Origin of the sequence: Flavobacterium sp. 140616W15, assembly GCF_003668995.1 — a bacterium.
GTDB lineage: Bacteria > Bacteroidota > Bacteroidia > Flavobacteriales > Flavobacteriaceae > Flavobacterium.
Window position 1 is genome coordinate 3,979,318 of record NZ_CP033068.1, and the last position, 21,977, is coordinate 4,001,294.

Consider the following 21,977-nt stretch of genomic DNA (forward strand, 5'->3'; position numbering starts at 1 on the left):
TTAATTTTAGATAACATAATTACTTTGCTATTTGTTATCTGTAAAGAGTGAAATGTCCAACAAACTCTCTGTCATCTTTTTTGTCATTGAGTTTCAATACGTACCAGTAATCACCAGATGGTAATTCGTTACCGTTGTATCTTCCATCCCATTTTTGCCCCAATCTGTACTTGCAGATTACACGTCCGTATCTATCAAAGATATCGAATGTTAAATCTTTGTAATTCACTGTACATCCTGGTGCCCAAGTATCGTTTATGCCATCTCCATTTGGAGTAAAGTGATTTGGAATACAAACATCGATGTATTCAAAATATCTTGTTGCTGTAGCTGTACATCCATTTTTATCTGTTACAGTAACGGTATAGGTTCCTGATTTGTAAATAATGAATTTATTAACTGATCCATAAGGCTCTCCGTCTAATGTGTATTGGTATTCTCCACCACCACCAGTAGCTGTTGCAACAATTTCATTTAATCCGCCATCTGCTAATGTTAATGTTAATGGTTGAACATCTTCTATAGTAAATTCTGCTGTAGGTTCTGTACATCCATTTAAGTGTCTTGCTATTACAACGTGTTTCCCAGGAGCTACATTTGGGAAAACATTACTTGGTTGGAAATCTGCTCCATCAAGTGAGTAATCTACATCCGTAAGTCTTGTATTACTTTCGTGAACTGTAATAGTAACAAAATTTGCAGCTACGTTGCTAACACAATCCGTATTAATCACTACCACAGGATCTAACTTAACAGCATTATCCATAATAACCTCAAGATAAGTTAAACAGCTGGCATCTTTTATATACACCTTATGTTTACCTCCAACAATGTTATTAAAGTCATGTTGTGTTCCAGAAACTGGTTCATAAACTCCATTTTCTTTATCTAGGCTTACGCTATATGGTGGGGTACCTCCAAAAATTTCAATACTAAAAGCACCATCTGCGACTCCTTCACATATTTGTTGTATAATAGGACCTATAACTTTGGCACCTAAAATATTTGGTTGATCTATCGTAATAGTTAATGGTCCGTCTCCTAAACATCCTGCCTCATCCTGAACTATTATTGTATAAGTACCAGCCTCTAAACGATCAAATTCAAATTTATCATCAAACTGACCTAAATTAGGTGAAATAGCATACTTAATAACTCCAGTACCTCCACTAGCAGTAATTACGATTTTACCATCATTACCACCATTACAACTAACATCCGTTTTTTGATAACTAACAGTTAACTTAGTATTTGGTTCATTAATAGTAATTACCGCAGGAGTGTCATAGTCACAATCTTCACTGTTTACTCTAACAATATAACTACCTGCTGGTAAATTATCAAAATATCCATCTGTTTGAGCTGGTCTTACTTCTACACCTGCACCATTTAATAAAGTGTAGATATAATTTCCTAAACCTCCTACCGCTGTAGCATCAATAGCAGCAGATGCTTCACCTTTACAATAAACAAGAGCATTATCTAAATCTAAAATTAGGGATAATGGTGTTATTGGGTTTACAGTAACATTGTTAGAAATATAACTTACACATTGATTTACATCTCTTACATAATATTGGTGATTTCCTATTGCTACCGGGAACGTTGATGAATTTATAAACACACCATCTATAGTTGCAAAAGTTTTATCGGTACTATATTCATATGGTCCCGTTCCTCCTGTTGCGCTTAATGTAAGTGTGGCTTGAGTCAAACATGTTACTCTGCTTTCTAGAACTAATTCTGGCACAACTTCTGTTGCTTGTGTAATTTCAATTTCGGCTGTTGTAGCAGAACAATTAATTCCATCAACAATCGTTACAGAATATTTTCCGGCGCTTAATCCCATGAAAACAGGGTCAGTTTGTGCATCTGTAGAAACAGTTGGAACAACAGAAAGGTTATTCAATATATAAGAGTAATTACTTCCTTCACCACCTGTAACAGCGGTAACTCTAATAATACCATTAGTATCTCCAAAACAAGTTAACACATTTGCATCTGCTAATGCTGTAACATTTATTGGTTTTGGTTCATCAAGTTTAATTGTTTTATCTACAATACATCCTTTACTGTCTCTAACACTAACAATATAAGTTCCTTCTGTTAAGCCTGTAAATTCAAACTTATCAGAAAACGCATGGTTAACAGGTCCTGCTAAAGCATACTCATATTCACCTGGCCACCCACCAGACGCAGTTACAAAAATCTTACCATCATTACCTGGATTACAAGTAATCAAATAAGAAATTGGATTAATTTCTAACTTAGAAGCTGGTTGAGATATTGTAAAATTGGTTTCAACATCACATTCAGATGGCCCTTTTAGTTTAGCTATCACTTTATAAGTTCCTGCTAATAAACCTGAAATTGTAACTGTTCCATCAACTCTACTATCTCCTGATTTCACAATAGATCCAGTTTCAACATCTATAATATCATACTTAAATTCACCTGCATCATTTGGATCTATATTATCAACTAACGTTAAATCAACACTTCCATCTGCACTTCCAAAACATTTTACATTTGTTACATTGCTTGATACTAGATCAAATGTGTTAGGATGATTAACGAAGTAACTATCTTCTATAACACAACCTGTATCAATATTTTTAACAGAAATCAAATAGCTTCCAACTGGCAAGTTTGTAAAATTTCCATCATTATTATCCTCATAAAAAACAGTTGTTCCTGTTCCTGTGATAGTGTACACTAAATTTGCTGGTACACCACCAGTAGTTTTAACAGTAACTTTTATATCCTCGTTTTTAACACATGTAATAGCTATTTTATCAATAATAATTTTGTCTAAACTAATAAACGGTCTAACATCATCATCAATAGAAGTTCCTGAACATCCATTTTCATCAAAAACTTTAACAACATAGTTTCCTCCTAAAAAGTCTGTTTCAATATAAACATTTAAAGGACCATTTTGAACCTCTGCACCATCTCTAAAGAATTGATACGTATACTTACCTGAACCACCAGTAACAGTATTGATTGTTACAGAAGCATGATCAGCTATGTTCAATAAAGTACATCCGTAATCTTCAATAACTGGCTTAGAAACAACAATTATATCAGGCTCAGCAATTCTAACAAATTCAGCCTTTTTACAACCTCTTCCTGAAATTACAGTTATAGTATAATCACCAGGTTTAAGGTTTTCAAAGAAGTTTTTATCTTGGGCTGGAAGATTTACATCTCCAATAACTGTACTTCCTTTGGTAGTACCATCCAACTTATATTTATATACTGGATTATCGTTAATCCCTTTTAGTAATACAATAATTTTTCCATCACTTGCTCCAAAACAAGAAACCTTTTTCGAAGAATCTACATTAAAATCAACTGGAGTTGCTCTAAGAATTTTGAAACTAACTACATATGAACATCCAGTAACATCATCAGTAACTTTAATAGTATGATCACCAGAAGAAACATTTTTAAATGTATGCATCGCTCCAGAAAAAAGGAATCCGTTATTATCTAAAACATAAGTATAATTTGAAGATCCTCCTAATCCTTTGACAAAAATTTCTCCATCACCTTCGTCACAACTTGGTTCTTTAACTATTTTATATTCTAAATTTAATGCAGGTAAAATATCAACCAAAGCTGTTGCTATAGTTTCACAACCATTACCGTCTTTAACAATTACATCATACTTTCCTGGGTTATCAACCACAAATATACCATCAGAATTAAAACCTCCACCAATACTGTAAGTCAAAGGATTAACCCCAGTAGCAGTAACCACAAATGTATATTTCTTTGTTACTTCATCAGCACAATGACTGAATGCATTAACAGTTATGTTTGCAGGTTTAAGATCAAGCTCAATTTCTTGTAGTCCATCAACAGGACATCCATTCTTATCTACAACATATACTTGCCAAGACATAACTGTACCGTTATTAGTATCTACTTCAAGTACCTTATTATCGAAGAATACTGTAGGTGCTAATGTTCCTACTGGCACCACTGCATATTTATAATCAGACGTTCCTCCTGTAGCTGTAACAGTTATTAAAGCTGTATCCTTATTACAATTAATCTTTGAAGCTGTACTAGTAAAGCTAAGAGGGTTAATTGGTTCATCTATCAAGAAATCAACTATTTTATCATTACAACCTGAAATATCATCAGTTACAGTGAAAGTATATCTTCCTTTCGATAAACCTGTATAAGTAACAAGATCTCCTACAGGTATTGGTACTAACCCTAATGGATTTGGAACCAATGTATAACTATACTTTGTTGCTGTAATATAATTACTTATAGTAAATGATACTGAACCTGTACTGTCACCATTACATAATACATCAGTAAGTGATTGCTCAACTACACTTATCTCTGAGGCTTTTTTAACCTCAACAGAGCTAATCTTGTAACATTTAGAAGCATCATCTGTAACTTTTATTTGATATGTATTAGGTAATAAATCAAGGAAAACACCAGTATTATTAGATGGTGCAACACCAACTGGACTAATGATTTCATATGTATATGCAGTTCCAACTGGTGGACCTGTAACACTAGTAACTGTAACTGTCGACTTTCCGCTAAGCGTATTACAATAGATAGGAGTATATTCAATATTCATATCTGTTGGTGGATTATAAACTGGTACAAGTACTTCACCCGGAATTCTACAACCATTTTTGTCTATCACAACATATTTAATTGTTTTTGATGAACTAACTGAAATACTATTTTTTATATCAGAAAAACTAACTCCATTATCAAAGCTGTAGCTATATGGTGTTGTACCAAATGTTGCATTAAGTGTTACTACTGCATCAACGGGAGCATTTGTAGCACTACATCCAAATGGTGTTACAACTGGAGTTACAACTAATTGACTTGGCTCAACTATATTTATTTCTTCAGAATATGTACAATTTTTACTATCCTTTATAAATACTACATATTTCCCTTTAGCTAAAGATGTAAATTCATATTTACCTTTTATATCATACAATACACCTCCATCAATACTTACCTGATAAGGACCAACGCCAGCAGCTGGAGTTATAACGAAACTACCATTTGAAATTCCAAAACAAGAGATATCCTTCTTAGTATAAGTAAAAGTTGGACTTGTTAACGGCGTAACGATTACCGGCACCGAAACAACCTCACAAGTAGCATCATCTTTAACTCTAAATGTATAAGTACCCGGAGTATTCGTAGTAAAAGGAATTGTTGCTACTGCATACGGCTGATTATCCATAGAAAACTCTATTGGACTATATGTTCCAGTTCCTTGAGTTACTATTAAATCAATTTTAGCAATATCACCACAAGTTAAATCCTGTAGTAAATTTGCCTCTAACAATAGTTCCTGTTTTAACTCATATTCATATGTTGTTGCCGCAATACAACCATAACCATCTCTAATCGAGAAAATGTATTTTGCAGGGGCATTTAATTCAAAAACAGGATTAGGTGTCCATCCGTTTCCAATATTAAATTCTGGAGTTCCTGATCCAGGCGCAACTGTTCCTGTAAGGGTCACGCTTATTGGTGCTCCTGTATAACAAATTCCTGTAATCGGATTAATAGTTGGTAATGGATCTTGAGCTACTGGTACTGGTATTTGTGCTGTACAACCGTTTGCATCTTTAACGTAAGCAATCCAAGTTTTAGTATAATCCAAAATAGCAATAGCATCACTTTTATATACTACTGTACCACCAGTTGATACAAAAGCATACTCATAAATTCCTGTTCCTCCTGTTGCTTCTACTGTAACTATACTACCTCTTGTACAATTACCATTGATATTGCTTTTTATTGTAATAGCCAATGGCACTAATGGCTCCTTAACTTCAGCCGAAGCCGTTGCTCCACAATTAGTAACACCATCAACAATACTTATTGTATATGTGCCTTTACCGAGTTGTATTACTTTTATAACATCATTTCCTGCATTCTTAGTAACCGAAATATTTGCTAATGGAACAGCTGGTGAAATATTATAACCGTATGCCCCTTTAAAATTAGCTACTGTAAATGAAACAGATCCGTTATTAACTGCTGGCGCTTCATTACATGCAACATTACTTTCTGTTTTACCAATAACAGTAATATTAACAACATTTTCAACTTTATACGATTCCTGATATGTACATCCTTTTTCGTCTGTTATCTGGAAAATATAATCTCCTGGTGTTAAATTTGGAAATGTTGTACTTGTTTGCTTTGGTACTATTACTGGTGATGGTGCAAGTGTTTCATATTCAAAATTTGGTCCCGTACCACCTGTATGACCAATAATTTCAACTGTTGCTTTTTGTGCACAAGTCACTAAAGCAGTCGTTTTAAAACTTAGAGCCGTTGGTGGAGTTAATTCAGCAATATCTACACCATCAACTAATGTAAATTTACATCCATTGGCATCCTTAACCAAAACATCAAATTTGATTCCTGCATAAGACTCAAATTTATTCTCTTCAGAATAACTAGTACCTCCATTGAAACTGTAATAATATGGTTTTGTACCTCCAGATGCTGTTATAGTAATTACAGCTTTAGTTGGTGCATTTGCAGTTGTACAATTTAATGAAGCAGTAATTGTAGACAAAGCGGTTAATTCTAACGGCTCATCAATTGTTTCTTTTTTTACTGACGAAAGACATTCTTTTGAGTCTTTGATCATAATGTCATAAGTTCCTGCAACCAAATTTTTAAATTCATTACTTGTTTGAAAACCACCTCCATTAATACTATACGTAAATGGTCCAACACCTGCTGAAGGTGTAACGGTAATGGTACCATCATCTGAAGTAATACAAGTTTCATCTGTTGAAGTAGAAGTAAAATCTGGCGTAACTTTGTCTTCAACTACGATACTTCCTAAATTAGTACATGAATTATCATCAGTAACTCTAAATTCGTATGTCCCAGGAATTGAAGCAATAACATCAATACTTGGCCCTGCAAAAGGAGCAGAGAAAGTACTGAATGGATCATTATTTATACTCAATTCATATCTGAAAGGACCTTTTCCGTCCAATACATTTAATGTAATTACGGCACTTGGAGTTGTAGTACAATCTATCTCCTTTTTAATTTCAGGATTTACAGTTAGTTTCTTATATAAAATAATAGATTTTGTGTCTTTACAACCATTTGCATCTTCTAAAATAATATCATGTTTACCTGAATTCAATCCCTTTACAGTATATGGTAAACTAATAATAGGGAAAAAGGCACCTCCATCAACACTTAATTTATAAGATCCCATTCCAGCGATTACCTCATTAACTGTAATTTCAAAAGCACCTTCGTTAGCACAATTTGTAGCATCTAAACGAATTTCAGGGCTTGGATCTAAAGTAATTATAGTGCTAAGAGCAAAAGTACACCCTCTACTATCTTTAACAATAATATTCCAATTTAAATCCGTTTTTCCAATACCTGGACTCAATTCTAATACGTTATTACCTGTATTGAAATCAGTAGGTGTTTTAGGAGCAACTGCTACAGCATACGTATAAGGACCTGTTCCACCAGTAGTCGTTAAAGTAACCTGAGCAGGATTATCACAATTTGCATTTACTCTACCCGTCACTGCAGATGTAACTACATTTGTTGGTTGAGAAATTTCAAATGGCATTGAGTTTGAACATTTTGTACCATCAACTTCTGTAACCCTTAAGATATATGAACCTGCTGCTAAATTTTGAAAATTTTCAACTAATGGATTACTTACGGCAACAGTTTTTGCAGCAATTGGTAAATTAGTTAATTGATCTAATACCTCTAGAAGTAGTTGTCCTACACCGCTAGAATAATTTGATACAGTAAAATCAATTCTACCATTTGTTGTTATTGGTGTTGTAAGACAAGTTACATTAGTCGTTTTAACATCCGTAAACGCTATAAGAGATATAGCAGGAATAGCAACTTCAACCATAGAAGAACAACCATTATTGTCTACAACCATGAAAACATAAGTTTGTCCAAAGTTCAAACCTGTAAAACTATAAGTTGTAGCAGAAGTTTTTAGAGAAACACTTGTAGGATCTCCATATATTGAGTAAATATAATCTGGGGCACTAGAGAAAGCGGGATCCAAAAATAAATCTACAGTTGCCTTAGTTATACAATCACCTCCAATAATAGATGGTGGCAAAAATTTTAAATATGGAATTGTTGATATTCTTTTTTTACCACTTAAATACTCACACCCTTTTGAATCAACAATACCCACATAATAATCACCAAATTTTAAATCTACTGGAAAATGATAACTTCTTGTATTTGTTGGTGCAGTTTTATCTAGTACTGTATTTGAACTATTATATAGTGTATAAACAAACGGCGCAACACCCCCTGCAATAGATATAATTTCAAGACTACCAGGAACATCATCTGCATTACAGCTTATGTCATTAATTTTAATTACTGGTACTATTGGAGCTGGATTATTTAATGTAATCTCTCCACTAACCTCACATCCTTTTTTATCTCTAATAACATAGTAATAAGTATTTGCTACAAGATTTCCAAAAGTATTGGTATTATAAAAATTAGCACCATTATCAATACTATATTCATAAGCTCCCAAGCCACCTGTTGCACCTAATTTTATTGAACCATCATTATAACCATTACAAGTTGGGTTTTCAAAACTTGTTACTGCGGTAGGCATGACTACTTGATTTGTAATAATTACTCCTGTTTCAATAGTACAACCAGTAGGTGTATTTGAATCTTTAATCAGAAACTGATACGAGTCTCCAGTTGTTGTGGTAGCAGAATACGTAAATTCATTTCCAGTAATATCTGTAAAAGTAGTTCCGTAACCACCTGTACCAATTTTTACCGTATAACTATAGGGTCCTTTTCCTCCAGCTACCTTTACTGTTATAGTTGCGGCAGTAGGTGTAGAACAAGTTAGATCTTTAGTTAAAATAGCTTCTGCTGTAAGCGCAGGATTAACAATTATAGGGCTTGATATACCTATACATTTATTAGCATCCTTAACTGTTATTGTATATGTTCCTGCTACTAAATTAAATTTTGGATTTGTTTGAAAATTAGTACCATCAACACTGTATAATAAAGGTGCTACCCCACTTCCTGACGCTGTCACTTCAAACAATGTTGCTCCAGCCACACATTGTACAACAGTAGCTGTTACAGTAGGAGCATCCTCTTTATCAATTTCAATTGTTTTCTTACTAATACAGTTATTACCATCTTTTACATAAACATCCCATCTTAAAATAGTCCCATTTACAGTATTAACTTTTATTGGATTAGCTCCATAAATTGTAGGTTCAGTTCCGTTTTCTACAACAGCTGCATACGTATAATTTGGCGTACCCCCTGATGGAGTTACAGTAATATTAGAATTATAAGAATTACAAAACACTTTTGATCCTACAGCAGTAAGGTCTAAAGCTAGAGGTCGAACAACTTTTAAAGTAGATGAAGCTAAACAACCTGTTTTGTCATCTGTAACATTAAAAGTATATAAATCGTTACTTAATCCTGTATAAGTAATTGTTTTACCACCATTACTAATTGTCTCACCAGCAGTAGTAACAAGATTCCCTAAAGAATCTTTTAACTCATGAGAATATGTAGTTGTATAGTTTCCTACTGTAAACTTTATTGAACCATTATTGTCATTAAAGCATATAACATCATTAATTTTTTCTCCAGATACTGTAATTTTCACAACATTATCAACTTTATAAGTTCCTGTTGCAAAACATCCATTTTCATCTGTTACTTTAAATGAATAAGTACCAACACCTAATCCTGTAAATTCTCCAGAAGTAGCTCCAGTAACATTACCTATTTCACTTGCTGGAGCAGTAATTTCATAAGATAAGTTTCCAACTCCTGTATTTAAATTTTTTGTTATAGTAACTGTACTTTTATCTACAAGACAAGTAATAGGTGTTCCTTGAATATCTTTAATTGTTGGAGGATTTAATTTTAATAAAATTCCATTTCCAGGAACATTACATCCTTTAGCATCCCTAACTACATAAGTATAAGGCTGATCAAAACCTGTGTCATCTAATGTCAATACATTTTTATCAGTATAAGCACCATTATTAAAACTATATTCATATGGACCAGTTCCTGTACCTGTAGTAACATTTATGGTCACAGTACCAGCAACTTTATTGTTGACTGTACTACAAGTAAATTTAACTTCATCAACTGTAACTTCAAGTGCTGTTGGTGCTGTTAAAGTAATTGTACCATTAGAAGGACAACCTTTTCCATCAATTATTTCGTATGTATATTCTCCTGCAGGTAAATTAGGATAAAAAGTTGTTGAAGTGAATACACTTCCATTAAATTTATATAAGTATCCTCCACCAGAACCCCCAGTTGCTTGTAGTTCTACAGAACCATCGCTTTTACCGAAACATGATGGGTGTTTAAATGTCTTAACACTCACGGTTGGATTTGATATTGATTTTACATCTGCAATAACCGTCTTCTCACAATTATTTGCATCTGTAATTGTAAAACTATAATTGGCTGCGTTGGCAGCTGTTACTGGCAATATAATTGGTCCATTAGTAATTGTAACTGGTGCGCTAGGTATCCCTGCACCCTTAGTAACTGTATATTGAAATGGTCCTTTACCTCCAATAATATTAACGGTTATTTTTGCATTAGGGTTAATAGAGCAATCTAACTCTTTACTTACTAAAGCCAAAGGTTTTAATTCAGGACTCACTATAATTGCTGCTGGTGCACTAGCTCTACAGCCATTCTTATCCTCAACCGTTACTGTATAAGTTCCAGCAGGAACATTAAATATTTTATTTGTTTGAAAACTTACACCATCAATACTATATTTTAAAGGCCCCAATCCTGTACCAGTAGCTGTAATAGTAAAAACATTTCCTATACCAGTTGCAATACATTGATTGTTTACAACCGCCGAAACAGTAGGTAATTCTTCACTATCTATCACAATTGAAAAATTACCTGGGCATCCATTTGCATCTTTTACATAGACTATCCAGTTTTTATCAACTCCTAAATTTGTGTCAACAGTTAAAACCTCAGAAGGACCAAAAACAGTTGGAACTGGGTCAGTGTTTTTTGCTACAGCATAACTATAATTAAGCGTTCCTCCTGTTACACTCACAGTAATATCTGACTTTCCTTTCTTACAGTTAATTTTAGAAGCCGTAGCGCCTACAACTATTGCTGCAACAGGTTGTGTTAAATCAAGTGAATATGTAGCTGTACATTTAGTAACCTTATCAGTTACAGTAATTGTATAAGTACTAGTTGGAAGATTATTTAAATTTATTGTTAAAACAGTAGTATCAGTATTGTTTGCTACCGAAACATTAGCACTGTTTACTACATTATATGAAAATCTTGTTGTTCCAGAAACAACATATTGTATTTCTCCTTTATCTCCAAAACATTTTATTGGAGAGGTAACAGTACCTGTAACTTTAATAGCTGGACTTGATAATACAGTATAGTCTATAGAAAAATTACATCCGTATTTATCTACAGCTTGAAAAGTATATGGTCCTGGTGTTAATCCTAAAAATTTACCATCACTATTACCTGCAGAAACAGTAGGTAAGATTATTTTATATTCATAAGGACCAACTCCTCCTACGGCTTTAATTACCACATCGGCTGTATTGGCTGGACAACTCAAACCGCTATCAGAAACAATATCAATTCCAGTTAGTAATGCTTGAGGAGCAATAACAACACTTAAAGGTCCTATTTCACAACCATTCTTATCTTTTACATAGGCCTTAACTGTACCTGCTACTGATGTTGAATACGTATTAACATTACTATAACTTGTGTTGTTAACAAAACTATACGTATAAGGTGCTCCTGATCCTTTGCTACCTACTACAGTTACAACCGCTGGAACAGTATTCGTTCCATTACACCCGATTACAGTTGCACTAATAGACCCTTCAACCAAAATAGGCTCTGTTAATGTAAATGTTTTTTCAGCAGATATACATCCATTATTATCTTGTACTTGATATTTATAAGGAATACCCGCTTTTAAGTTTTTATATAATGCAGTTGAAGAAAATCCTCCACCATTAAAATTATATTTATATCCACCAGATCCTTGAGTTCCAGATAAAACTACTGAACCAGTAGATGCTCCATTACATAATGGATCATGAGGTTCTGCCCAAGCAATTGGATTAGAAATCGCGTCGATTGTTACTTGAATTTTTGTTTTACATGATTTTGAATCTGTAATCTCAAATGTATATAGTCCTGCCACACCACTTGTAAAAGTAAATACATTTCCTGTTACAGTAATTGATCCCGCATCAGGACCAGAAAATACTGTTACACTATACGGACCTTTTCCTCCATTTATTTCGCCTGTTATTGTTGCCTTTGATGAAGCTGGGGGAATTGCACAGCTTAATGTTTTAGTTACTTTAGCCAAAACAGTTAATTCAGGTTCAATAACCACTGCTTGTGTAGTAACATCACAATCATTAATATCAGTTACAGTTACAGTATAAGATCCTGGCTCAAGATCTTTAAATGAATAACTTCTTGCTGGGTCTGATATAGATGCTTGACCATTTAAACTATAATTAAAAGGACCTACTCCGCCAGTAACATTTACTACAAAACTTCCTTTATTAGCAGGTGTATAACAAATATTTGAACCTGTTGCAATAGTAGCATCAATAGCTGGTGGGCTTGTTACTGTTACTACTGCATTAACTTTGTTCGAACAAGAATTCTTATCGTATGCTTTGATTGTATAAGTACCTAAATCTACATCTATAAAATCTGTATCGGTTTGCTTAGGTCTTAACTTAGTTGTTGCATCAGCGTTCCAAAGTTCAAATTGATACGCTGGAGTTCCTCCTTCTGCTGAAGCACGAATTATAGCTTTTTGTTTACAAGTTGCATTTTTAAGTACTTCGGCTCTTACAGTCAAGACTTCTGGTGCTTTTACTTCTCTTGTAAAAGGACGTCTACAACTATTAGCAGTTTCATCATATCTAACCCATATATCATAAACTGCGGCGCCGAGATCATTGCGAGTTACAGTACCAACTTTTGAATTTATCCAAGGACCATTTTCTCCTGTCAATGAATAATCGAATCCACGTGTAGGGTTAAAATTTTGAGCAGTAATAGTAAATCCACCATCCTTGGAACCAAAACATGTTACAGAATTAGCTGGTGTTACATCTGCAGAAAATGCTTTACTTCCATCAATTACAACCTCATAATCTATAATTGATCCACAGACTTCAGGAACTTGAAAAACTTTGATGTCATCAATAACAACATCATTACCGTTTGTATCCCTAACATTAGAACGAACAATAAATCGTAAAGACTTATTATTACCAGGATCTAGTGTAATTACAGATTTAGGGTAATGAACCCATTCGGTATTTGAAGCTGTTCTGTCAATTTTACCTGTAGCAAACCAAGATATTTCATCACCATTATCATCTACTAAGGCAATTCTTAAGTCAGGGTCAGCTTTTCCTGCACCAATCTTCATTAAGTTCATTGCATAAAAATCGAACATAATTGGTTGATTCGGAATAATATCATTAATACGTTTTTCGTATAGAATTGTAGTTACTGGTATTGTATTTCCAATATTTACAACCAGAAACCTACCCTTTGGATCTACTCCGTTACTAGTGTGATCTTTTGGAAGCTTCCAAGACCAGTTTACGTGATCTGGATTTAATGCGCTTGTTACTGCGTAATCCCCATCATTCATATGCCAGTCTCCATTACAATATGTAGCATTTTGACCTACTAATTGTCTTTCGAAACAGTAATAAAATGTATTTATACCAGGCGAAGTCGTCGACTCACCACTTCCAAAATCCTCATTTAACAAGTTACTGTAACTTGGAACAGTCAATACTTTATACTCTACAGTAATGGTATGACGTCCTTTATCAACATTTAAGAAAACATTACTTTCAGGTGGGGTATTAAGTTTCCCATCAATAGAATATATGTAACTATAGTTAACCCCAGGACTTCCTCCTTTTACAGTTACTGTACTTGTAGCAGATCCATCACAATTAAAAACTGATTCTACCTTATCAATAGTTGGATCAGTTGGTTTTTCTCCTAAAGTTATTTCTGGCATTTTAAAAGTACAGCCTTTAGAATCCATAATAACTAAAGAGTATTTTCCTGGATTTACATAAAGTTCATTCTCATTTATAAAAGTGCCAGCTGCCCCTCCTTTAAAACTATACTTATATGGAGCAATTCCACCTACAGGATTTGTAATTCTAACCAATCCTTGAATTTCTTTTCCAGGAAGTCCACATCCAGATAATTTAGCCACACCTGCTGATGCAGATAAGGCAGTTGAAGCCCCAATTGTTATGATTTCCTTAGGATCATAGCAGTAATTATTATTATTTACTCCTGACTTTCTATATCTAACTATTACATCATAATTACCTGAATCTAGATTTGTGAGAGTGTTAACAGTAGAATAATTATTTCCGTTAAAACTATACTCTACGGTATAACTGTTAGAATTAGTAACATTTATGGTTATACTACCTTTCCCTCCATTACAATCACCATCAACAGACTTAATCGCATATTCTGGTTTTGTTACTGAACTAACTTGTTCTGTTTTATCAATCGAACAACCGTTTACATCTACAATACGGACAGTATATTTACCTCCATTAACAATTATAATAGAGTTATTTGGATTTGATACGAAAGGACCGTCATTAATACTTACTGAATATATATAAGGATTAGCTCCTCCTTTTGGCGTCACCTTGATTGTACCCGTACTACAAGTTGTTGGTTTTGTAACGTTTAAAGTGGCCGTTAAAAGTCCTGGAGCATTATCAATAATAGCCGTTTTTACATCCTTCATACATGTCAAACCCTCTACTGAAGTTTCAACTGTATAAGTTCCTGAACTAAGATCTGAAAAAGTATATTCTGGATCTGCAGTTGGTCCATATGTACCTACTACTTTTGTGCCTTTTAAAAGTCTATAAAGATATTTCAAACCAACATCGTTAGTGATTACCTTTATATTTCCAGTTTCACCATTACATTTAGGAGAATTAATTACGTTTTTTACTATAAAATTTTCTGTAGCAATAACAATGTTTGGAACTTTAAAATCACAAGAACCTGCAATTCCTTTTAATCTAATAAATACATTGTAAGTTCCATCCTTTGTAACTTTAAGAACATTACTATCCTGCCAGTCAACAGGAGAAGTATCTTTAGTTAAACTATATTCATAACCATTACCAAAACCTTTAACCGTAATTTTGCCATCGCTCTGACAAGATGTTCCGTACTTAACAATATTATTTTTAGCAACTGCACTAGCGTCTAGTGAGTTTTGATATACATTGAAATAAAATATATATGGAGTTCCTCCATTATCGACAATTCTTATTCTAAATTGTCCTGCAGTATCTGCTACATAGTCTATTGTATTTGCTACTTGTTCCCAGCAAGAAGGTGAAGACTTTTCATTGGCACAATCCCCATTTGCCATAACTGGACAAGCTCCTCCAGGTTTAAATCTTTCCCAGATAATAGATTTTGGATTTACTAATCCTGTCACAATCTCTCGAGTCTCAGTCTTACCACACAAAAATAATTTCGGTAGTTCATTTCCATCATTAGGACATATTGAAACTGTTCCTAAATAAGGTGCTTTTGCATATTTAATTACTGGATTGGTAAGAGGTGCTACGGCGCTTTTAGCATTCACAGTACTATTACTTAATGCTAAAAATTTTTGACTTAAAGGAAATCCTCCCATCATAAACATATCCGCTTTTACCTCATTATCATATTTCGGGGAATATGATACCAGATTTTGAGAATAAGAAATTATACTTTGAAGAAATATCAAAGCAAATAAGGCAATCTTTAAAATAGTAGGTTTTTTCATGGTATTTTTCATTTAATAACTTGCAACATTTTTCTAATGGGGCATCAGAAAAACATTGCAAAGGGCACTCTAAAATATTTATTCAGGGACATAATCTTCTAAAAACAGAAGCCTCTTTACCTGCTTATTCTTATAATTTTATACAATAATTTTTATTCGTTTTCGATTTTCACAATAGACATTTTTCCGTTGTATGGCTTACTACCTTTTGTTTCTAAAGCTTTACTTGCTTCTTGCAAATCATCATACTTATCGTAATAGATATAATATTTACTAGAACTCACATTATAAAAGAAATTAATATTCGATTGACCTGCTGAAACTGCTTTGGTCAAAAATTGATTTCTTTTATCTGTACTGCTGTGAACTGCTATAATTAAGTAATAACCACTTTCAGCATTTTTAACGTTCTTGATAATTTGCATGTTCGACTGCTCGTCTCCAAAATCAAAATCATTTGCCGTTAATGCAGTACTACTTAGTTTTGTTGTTTCTTTTATACGTTTTAAAGTAGCAACATCTTGTTGGTAACGCCCTTGGTCATTCTCAAAAGCTGCACGCTTAATTCTACGTTTTCTCTCTATTTCTGTTTCGAGTTTAATATTTTCTAAACTTGCTATTAAATCAGCGTTATCTCTTTCGGCTTTTAATTGTTCGGCTTTTAAAGCCTCAATTTTGGCTAAGTAACTTTTGTTAAGCGCATCATTTTTATTTGGCACTTTTTTAAGTCTCTCATTGTACAAACTTGTAAGCCTAGCAAGCGCATCTTTTTGTTCTCTATTAACTTGTGCTATTTGCATTTTTAATGCTTCTAGCTCGCTATTTTCAGACGCTACGCTTTTAAATGGTTTCGGCTCTTTATATATTCCTTTTTCACTTAAATCATTTTCTTCTCTAATATCATTAAGATCTTTTTGTTTTTTAGCAACTGTTGCAGTCAATTGATTTAACAAGTCTGTTTGTATTTTATTTGAACTATCAAACATAGTTGTTAAATTATCAATTGATTTAGCAGTTTCATCTTTGGCTGCGTTAGCAGCGGCATTAGCTGCTACAAGTGCATCTGCAGCTTGTTTCTCTTTTAGTGCTGCATCTTGAGCAAGTTTAGCCTGAAGCGCATCGGCATCAGCTTTTGCTTTTGAATCAGCTTCTAATTTTGCTTTTGCATCGGCATCGGCTTTCGCTTTAGCATCGGCAGCTAACTTAACTTGTAAAGCTATCGCATCAGCTTTCGCTTTGGCATCAGCGGCTAGTTTTGCATCTGCATCTGCTTTGGCTTTTACTTTGGCTTCGGCCGCAAGTGCATCAGCATCTGCTTTGGCTTTGGCGTCTGCCGCTAATTTAGCTTTAGCTTCTGCATCTGCTTTAGCTTTTGCATCTGCAGTTTCTTTAGCCAATAATGCAGCCGCGGCAACTTTAGCTTTGGCATCAACCGCTAATTTTGCTTGTAACGCAAGTGCATCAGCTTTTGCTTTAAGTTTTGCCTCAGCAGCCAATTTTGCTTGTAAAGCATCTGATTCTGCCTTCGCTTTTGCATCGGCTTCAATTATTGCTTTCAATTCTGCGGCTTCAGCTTTAGCTTTCGTCTCTGCTTTTATTTTAGCATCCGCATCTAATTTTGCCTGAATTGCATCGGCATCAGCTTTTGCTTTAGCATCAGCAACTAATTTTGCTTGAAGTGCATCAGCGTCAGCTTTAGCTTTCGCATCTGCTATTAATTTTATTTTAAGTGCTTCCGCGGCATCAGCTTTGGCTTTGGCATCTGCATCTAGTTTAGCTTGTAAAGCAGTTGCATCTACTTTAACTTTTGCATCTGCTTCTAATTTTGCTTTCATTGCTTCAACTGCATCGGCTTTTGCTTTTGCATCAGCGGCTAACTTTGCTTGAAGTGCATCTGCATCTGCTTTAACTTTAGCATCTGCGGCTAACTTAGCTTGAAGTACAGCTGCGTCAGCTTTCGCTTTAGCATCAGCAGCTAACTTAGCTTGAAGTGCATCTGCGTCAGCTTTCGCTTTGGCATCGGCTGCTAACTTAACTTGAAGTGCATCTGCATCTGCTTTAACTTTAGCATCTGCAGCAAGCTTAATTTTAAGTGCTTCTGCGGCATCGGCTTTCGCTTTGGCATCGGCTACTAACTTGGCTTGAAGCGCATCAGCATCTGCCTTTGCTTTTGAATCTGCGGCAAGCTTAATTTTAAGTGCTTCTGCGGCATCGGCTTTCGCTTTGGCATCGGCTACTAACTTAGCTTGAAGTGCATCAGCATCTGCTTTTGCTTTTGAATCTGCAGCAAGCTTAATTTTAAGTGCTTCTGCGGCATCGGCTTTCGCTTTAGCATCGGCTGCTAACTTAGCTTGAAGCGCATCTGCATCTGCTTTTGCTTTTGAATCTGCAGCAAGCTTAATTTTAAGTGCTTCTGCGGCATCGGCTTTCGCTTTGGCATCCGCTGCTAACTTAGCTTTAAGTACATCGGCGTCAGCTTTCGCTTTGGCATCGGCTGCTAATTTTGCTTGTTGCGCTGTGGCATCAACTTTAGTTTTTCCATCCGATGAAAGCTCTTTTGCTTTAAGCGCTTCTGCATCTGCTTTAGACTTTCCTGCTTCTAATCTAGCTTGTGCGGCTGCATCAGCTTTCGCTTTAGCATCGGCTGCTAATTTTTCTCTATTAGTATCAGCATTGGCTTTAGATTCATTTGCTTTTAATTTAGCTTGTGCAACTGCATCTGCTCTAGCCTTAGTATCTGCAGCAAGTTTAGCTCTAACTGCTTCAGCTTTGGCTTTAGCTTCAGCCGCTCTTGATTGAACTACTTCTAATCGTGCTTGTGCTTCAGCATTAGCTTTGGCTCTATTATCAGCGGCCAATTTAGTTCTTGCTTCAGCGTCAGCTTTAACTTTAGCTTGAGCATCTAATCTTGCTTGCATTACAGTAGCATCTGCTTTCGCTTTTGCATCAGCAGCTAATTTTATTTTCTCTTCAGCATCTGCTTTAAGTTTGGCTTGAGCCTCTAACCTTGCCTGAATTGCAGCAGCATCAACTTTTGCTTTTTCTTCTGCAGCAAGTTTAGCTTTTTCGGCTCCATCAGTTTTTACTGCTGGACTTGTAACCTTAGCTGGTGTAACTTTTTTAACCTCAGTAGGTGTAATAAGCGCTCCCTCGTCCTCTTCATTATCGCCATAATAATAACTTTTACTTTTAAATTTATAAGCAATAACAAATTCATGAGAAGCTCCAAAATTGGAAAAGTTACCCGTTCCTTTTTCGTAATTATATTCAATAGCAATTTTTGGTGTTACATTAACACCAAATCCTGCTGACATTCCGTATAATGTATTGTAACCTGCTTGCGCCCAAAATCCTTTTGGAATAGAGATCATAGCCAATCCAGAAATTACAGTTTTGTCTTTCTTAAATTCTGATTTTACAAGCCCCGAAAATTTACTTCTGTCAAAAAAACCAAAAGCATCAATATACCCCGTATACATAAGATGTGCCTCAACAGCTTGTTCTGGATTATCTTTCACCATTTCGGAAGTGGCAAAATTATACAGCAATAGGTTGTTTACAGACAATCCTACGTCCAAAAAGGCATTTCCGTAGTTAACCCCTGGATTTATCGTAAGCATTGAATTAGAAGGGATATTATCAATGTTAAGATTCGAATCATTTGAAATAATCTTTCCTTGATCAAGTCCACTTTTATAAAACCCAACATTGGCTCCAAAAGTCAAGTTGCTATCTTCTTGAAGCATTACATTGTGAGCAAAGTTTCCTACAATTCCGAAAGTGGTCATAAGACCATAATTTTGCTGGAACAAACCAACTCCTATTCCTTGATTTTCACTAAATCTTCCTGAATAACTAAATAAATAAGTTTGCGGAGCATTATCAAATTGTACCCATTGACGCTTGTTATAAAAACTCGCATAAGTGTTTTGTTCTCTAACAAAACTGAAAGCAGGGTTAATTATATATCTATTAAATTTTAATGAATTTCTGATAGGTATAGAAAATGGAACAACTCCATCCCCTTTGACATTGTCTTGAGAATAGAGTACTTGTGTTGAGCCGTAAAGAAAAGTAATGAATAGTAAAATTTTCTTCATATTATTTAATTACAGTTATAGATCCCTTTTTTTCATCACTACCTTTTTTAATAATGTAATAATAAACTGGATTTATATTTTTAAAATCTTTTATTTCCCATTTAGAAGGATCATAATCCACTCCATTAAACATCACCTCTCCTTGTGAACTAACAATCATAACATTTGTTTCTGCATTTTTATAATCTCCTGGTAAGTCCCAAGTATTAAACCCACTGCTTAGACTCACTATGTTAGGAATATTTTTAAGATTTGAATCGGATACTTGAAAATTAAATTCTTTGGTTGCAGTACAACCTGTAGTTTGTGTAACTTCAATTTTATAATTACCTACAGCTGTAACGAAATAACTATCTGTAATTGCATCAGTAATAAGAGTACTATTGATATACCACTTGTAAGAAGGGTCAACAGCATCGCTAGTTACAGTTACATTTAATGTTTCTCCTGTCTCTACATTAATCGTATTACTATTTGGGATATTAAGATTCCCCGTGAAAGATCCTTCGCTTTGTAAATTAATAGAACCATTGCCTGTACAACCACCAAATTCAATTTTAACAGTATATAATCCTGCTGTTGTGGCGCTATAGGTTTGACTAATTGCTCCTGTAATAGCAACCCCATCTTTAGACCATTGGTAACTAGCTCCAGTTCCAACACTTAAAATTGTCGCTCCTGTTGCTGGGCAAAATGGATTTCCAAGGCTAGATACTATTTCTGTGGTGGTATTACTTGAGGCCAAAGTAACACTGACCTGATTAGATTCAGAATCAGAAGTACAAGTTCCGTAATTGGTTCTTACATAATATATACCTGGCTCTGTAACAGTATAAGTTCCTCCTGTATTTCCTGCCACTAAAGTTTCTGGTAAAATTAATCCATTAGATTTATACCAATTATATTTAAGTGACGGATATTTTAACGGGGAGTCATTACCACCTATTCCTGGATTATCAATTGATAAGACATAACTTCCTCCTGAACAATAAGTCGCTGTTGGATTGAAATTATTTATAGTAAATTTAGAATCCTGAACTTTATAATATATAGGAAAAGTCTTAGGCCCTGAGTAAGTCGAAAAATCGCCTGTAGTTATACCTGTTGTAGTTTCTTTGACTCTTAAACGATATGTTTCAGAACCAATTAAATTAGATGGTAAAATAAACTTAATTCTTTTTTGAGTCGCAGTTATATCCATTATAGAAACAAAAATTGTAGATACAGGATTATCAAAATTTCCTGAATCGTCAGATAATATAACTACATAATTAGCAGAATCTAAAAAACCCTGATGATTAAATGTAACCGAGAAATCATTGAAAGTTGCATCCGCGCAAATTTTATCAAATGGTAATGCAACAGGTCCAATTACTTGTCCGAATGTATTCGTATTTGCACAAAAAAACACACATAAAAAAAGAAAGCTTATGCGAAGATTAGTAGGTAAATCTTTAATCATATTATACGCTCTTTAATTACATCGAGGTCAAAAAATAATAAACTATCTATAAAGGTTTCTGAGAAATCATACTTACAGTTTACGTCTAATGTATTTACAGAATTATTCCATGAAGTAAATAACGATTTGGGGTCGGCATTTATATCATTAGAACTATTTCCTACCGCTGAATTTATAGCAAAGCAATCTATGGGGACAGACAACTCTACTATAAACTCATTTGTAGTACTTAATTCTAAAATTGATGAAGAGCAAAGATTCTCTACAACAGTTTCGCAAATAGAAGAAGGAACAATAGGTTTATCTGTTGTTGCCTCTTGAGCGAATGTATAATTTGTTGTTATAAGTAATCCAAATAACAACATGCATGGTATTTTTTTACAAAGTGGGGCAGTCATTTTTTTATATCTTATATGTTTCCAATTAAAAACTGTAACTCTTTTACGACTAAATCATTTAAAAAGATTAA

Annotated in this window: 4 protein-coding genes; all 4 read right to left on the bottom strand. The window is 34.3% G+C overall.

Annotation, left to right across the window (positions count from 1 at the left end):
* Positions 1-34 precede the first annotated feature (34 nt).
* A complete protein-coding gene (locus EAG11_RS17425; protein ID WP_164998727.1) occupies positions 35-15,946 on the bottom strand; it encodes a T9SS type B sorting domain-containing protein in 15,912 nt (5,303 codons plus the stop codon).
* A 152-nt stretch (positions 15,947-16,098) separates the two neighbouring features.
* Positions 16,099-20,046: a PorP/SprF family type IX secretion system membrane protein gene (locus EAG11_RS17430; RefSeq protein WP_129540285.1), complete on the bottom strand. Its 3,948-nt coding sequence runs from the start codon at positions 20,044-20,046 to the stop codon at positions 16,099-16,101.
* Between the two features lies 1 nt (position 20,047).
* Entirely contained in the window at positions 20,048-21,508 is a 1,461-nt protein-coding gene (locus tag EAG11_RS17435; protein ID WP_129540286.1) for a hypothetical protein, read from the bottom strand.
* Entirely contained in the window at positions 21,505-21,873 is a 369-nt protein-coding gene (locus tag EAG11_RS17440; protein WP_129540287.1) for a hypothetical protein, read from the bottom strand. The genes EAG11_RS17435 and EAG11_RS17440 overlap by 4 nt, the downstream gene beginning before the upstream one ends.
* Positions 21,874-21,977 lie beyond the last annotated feature (104 nt).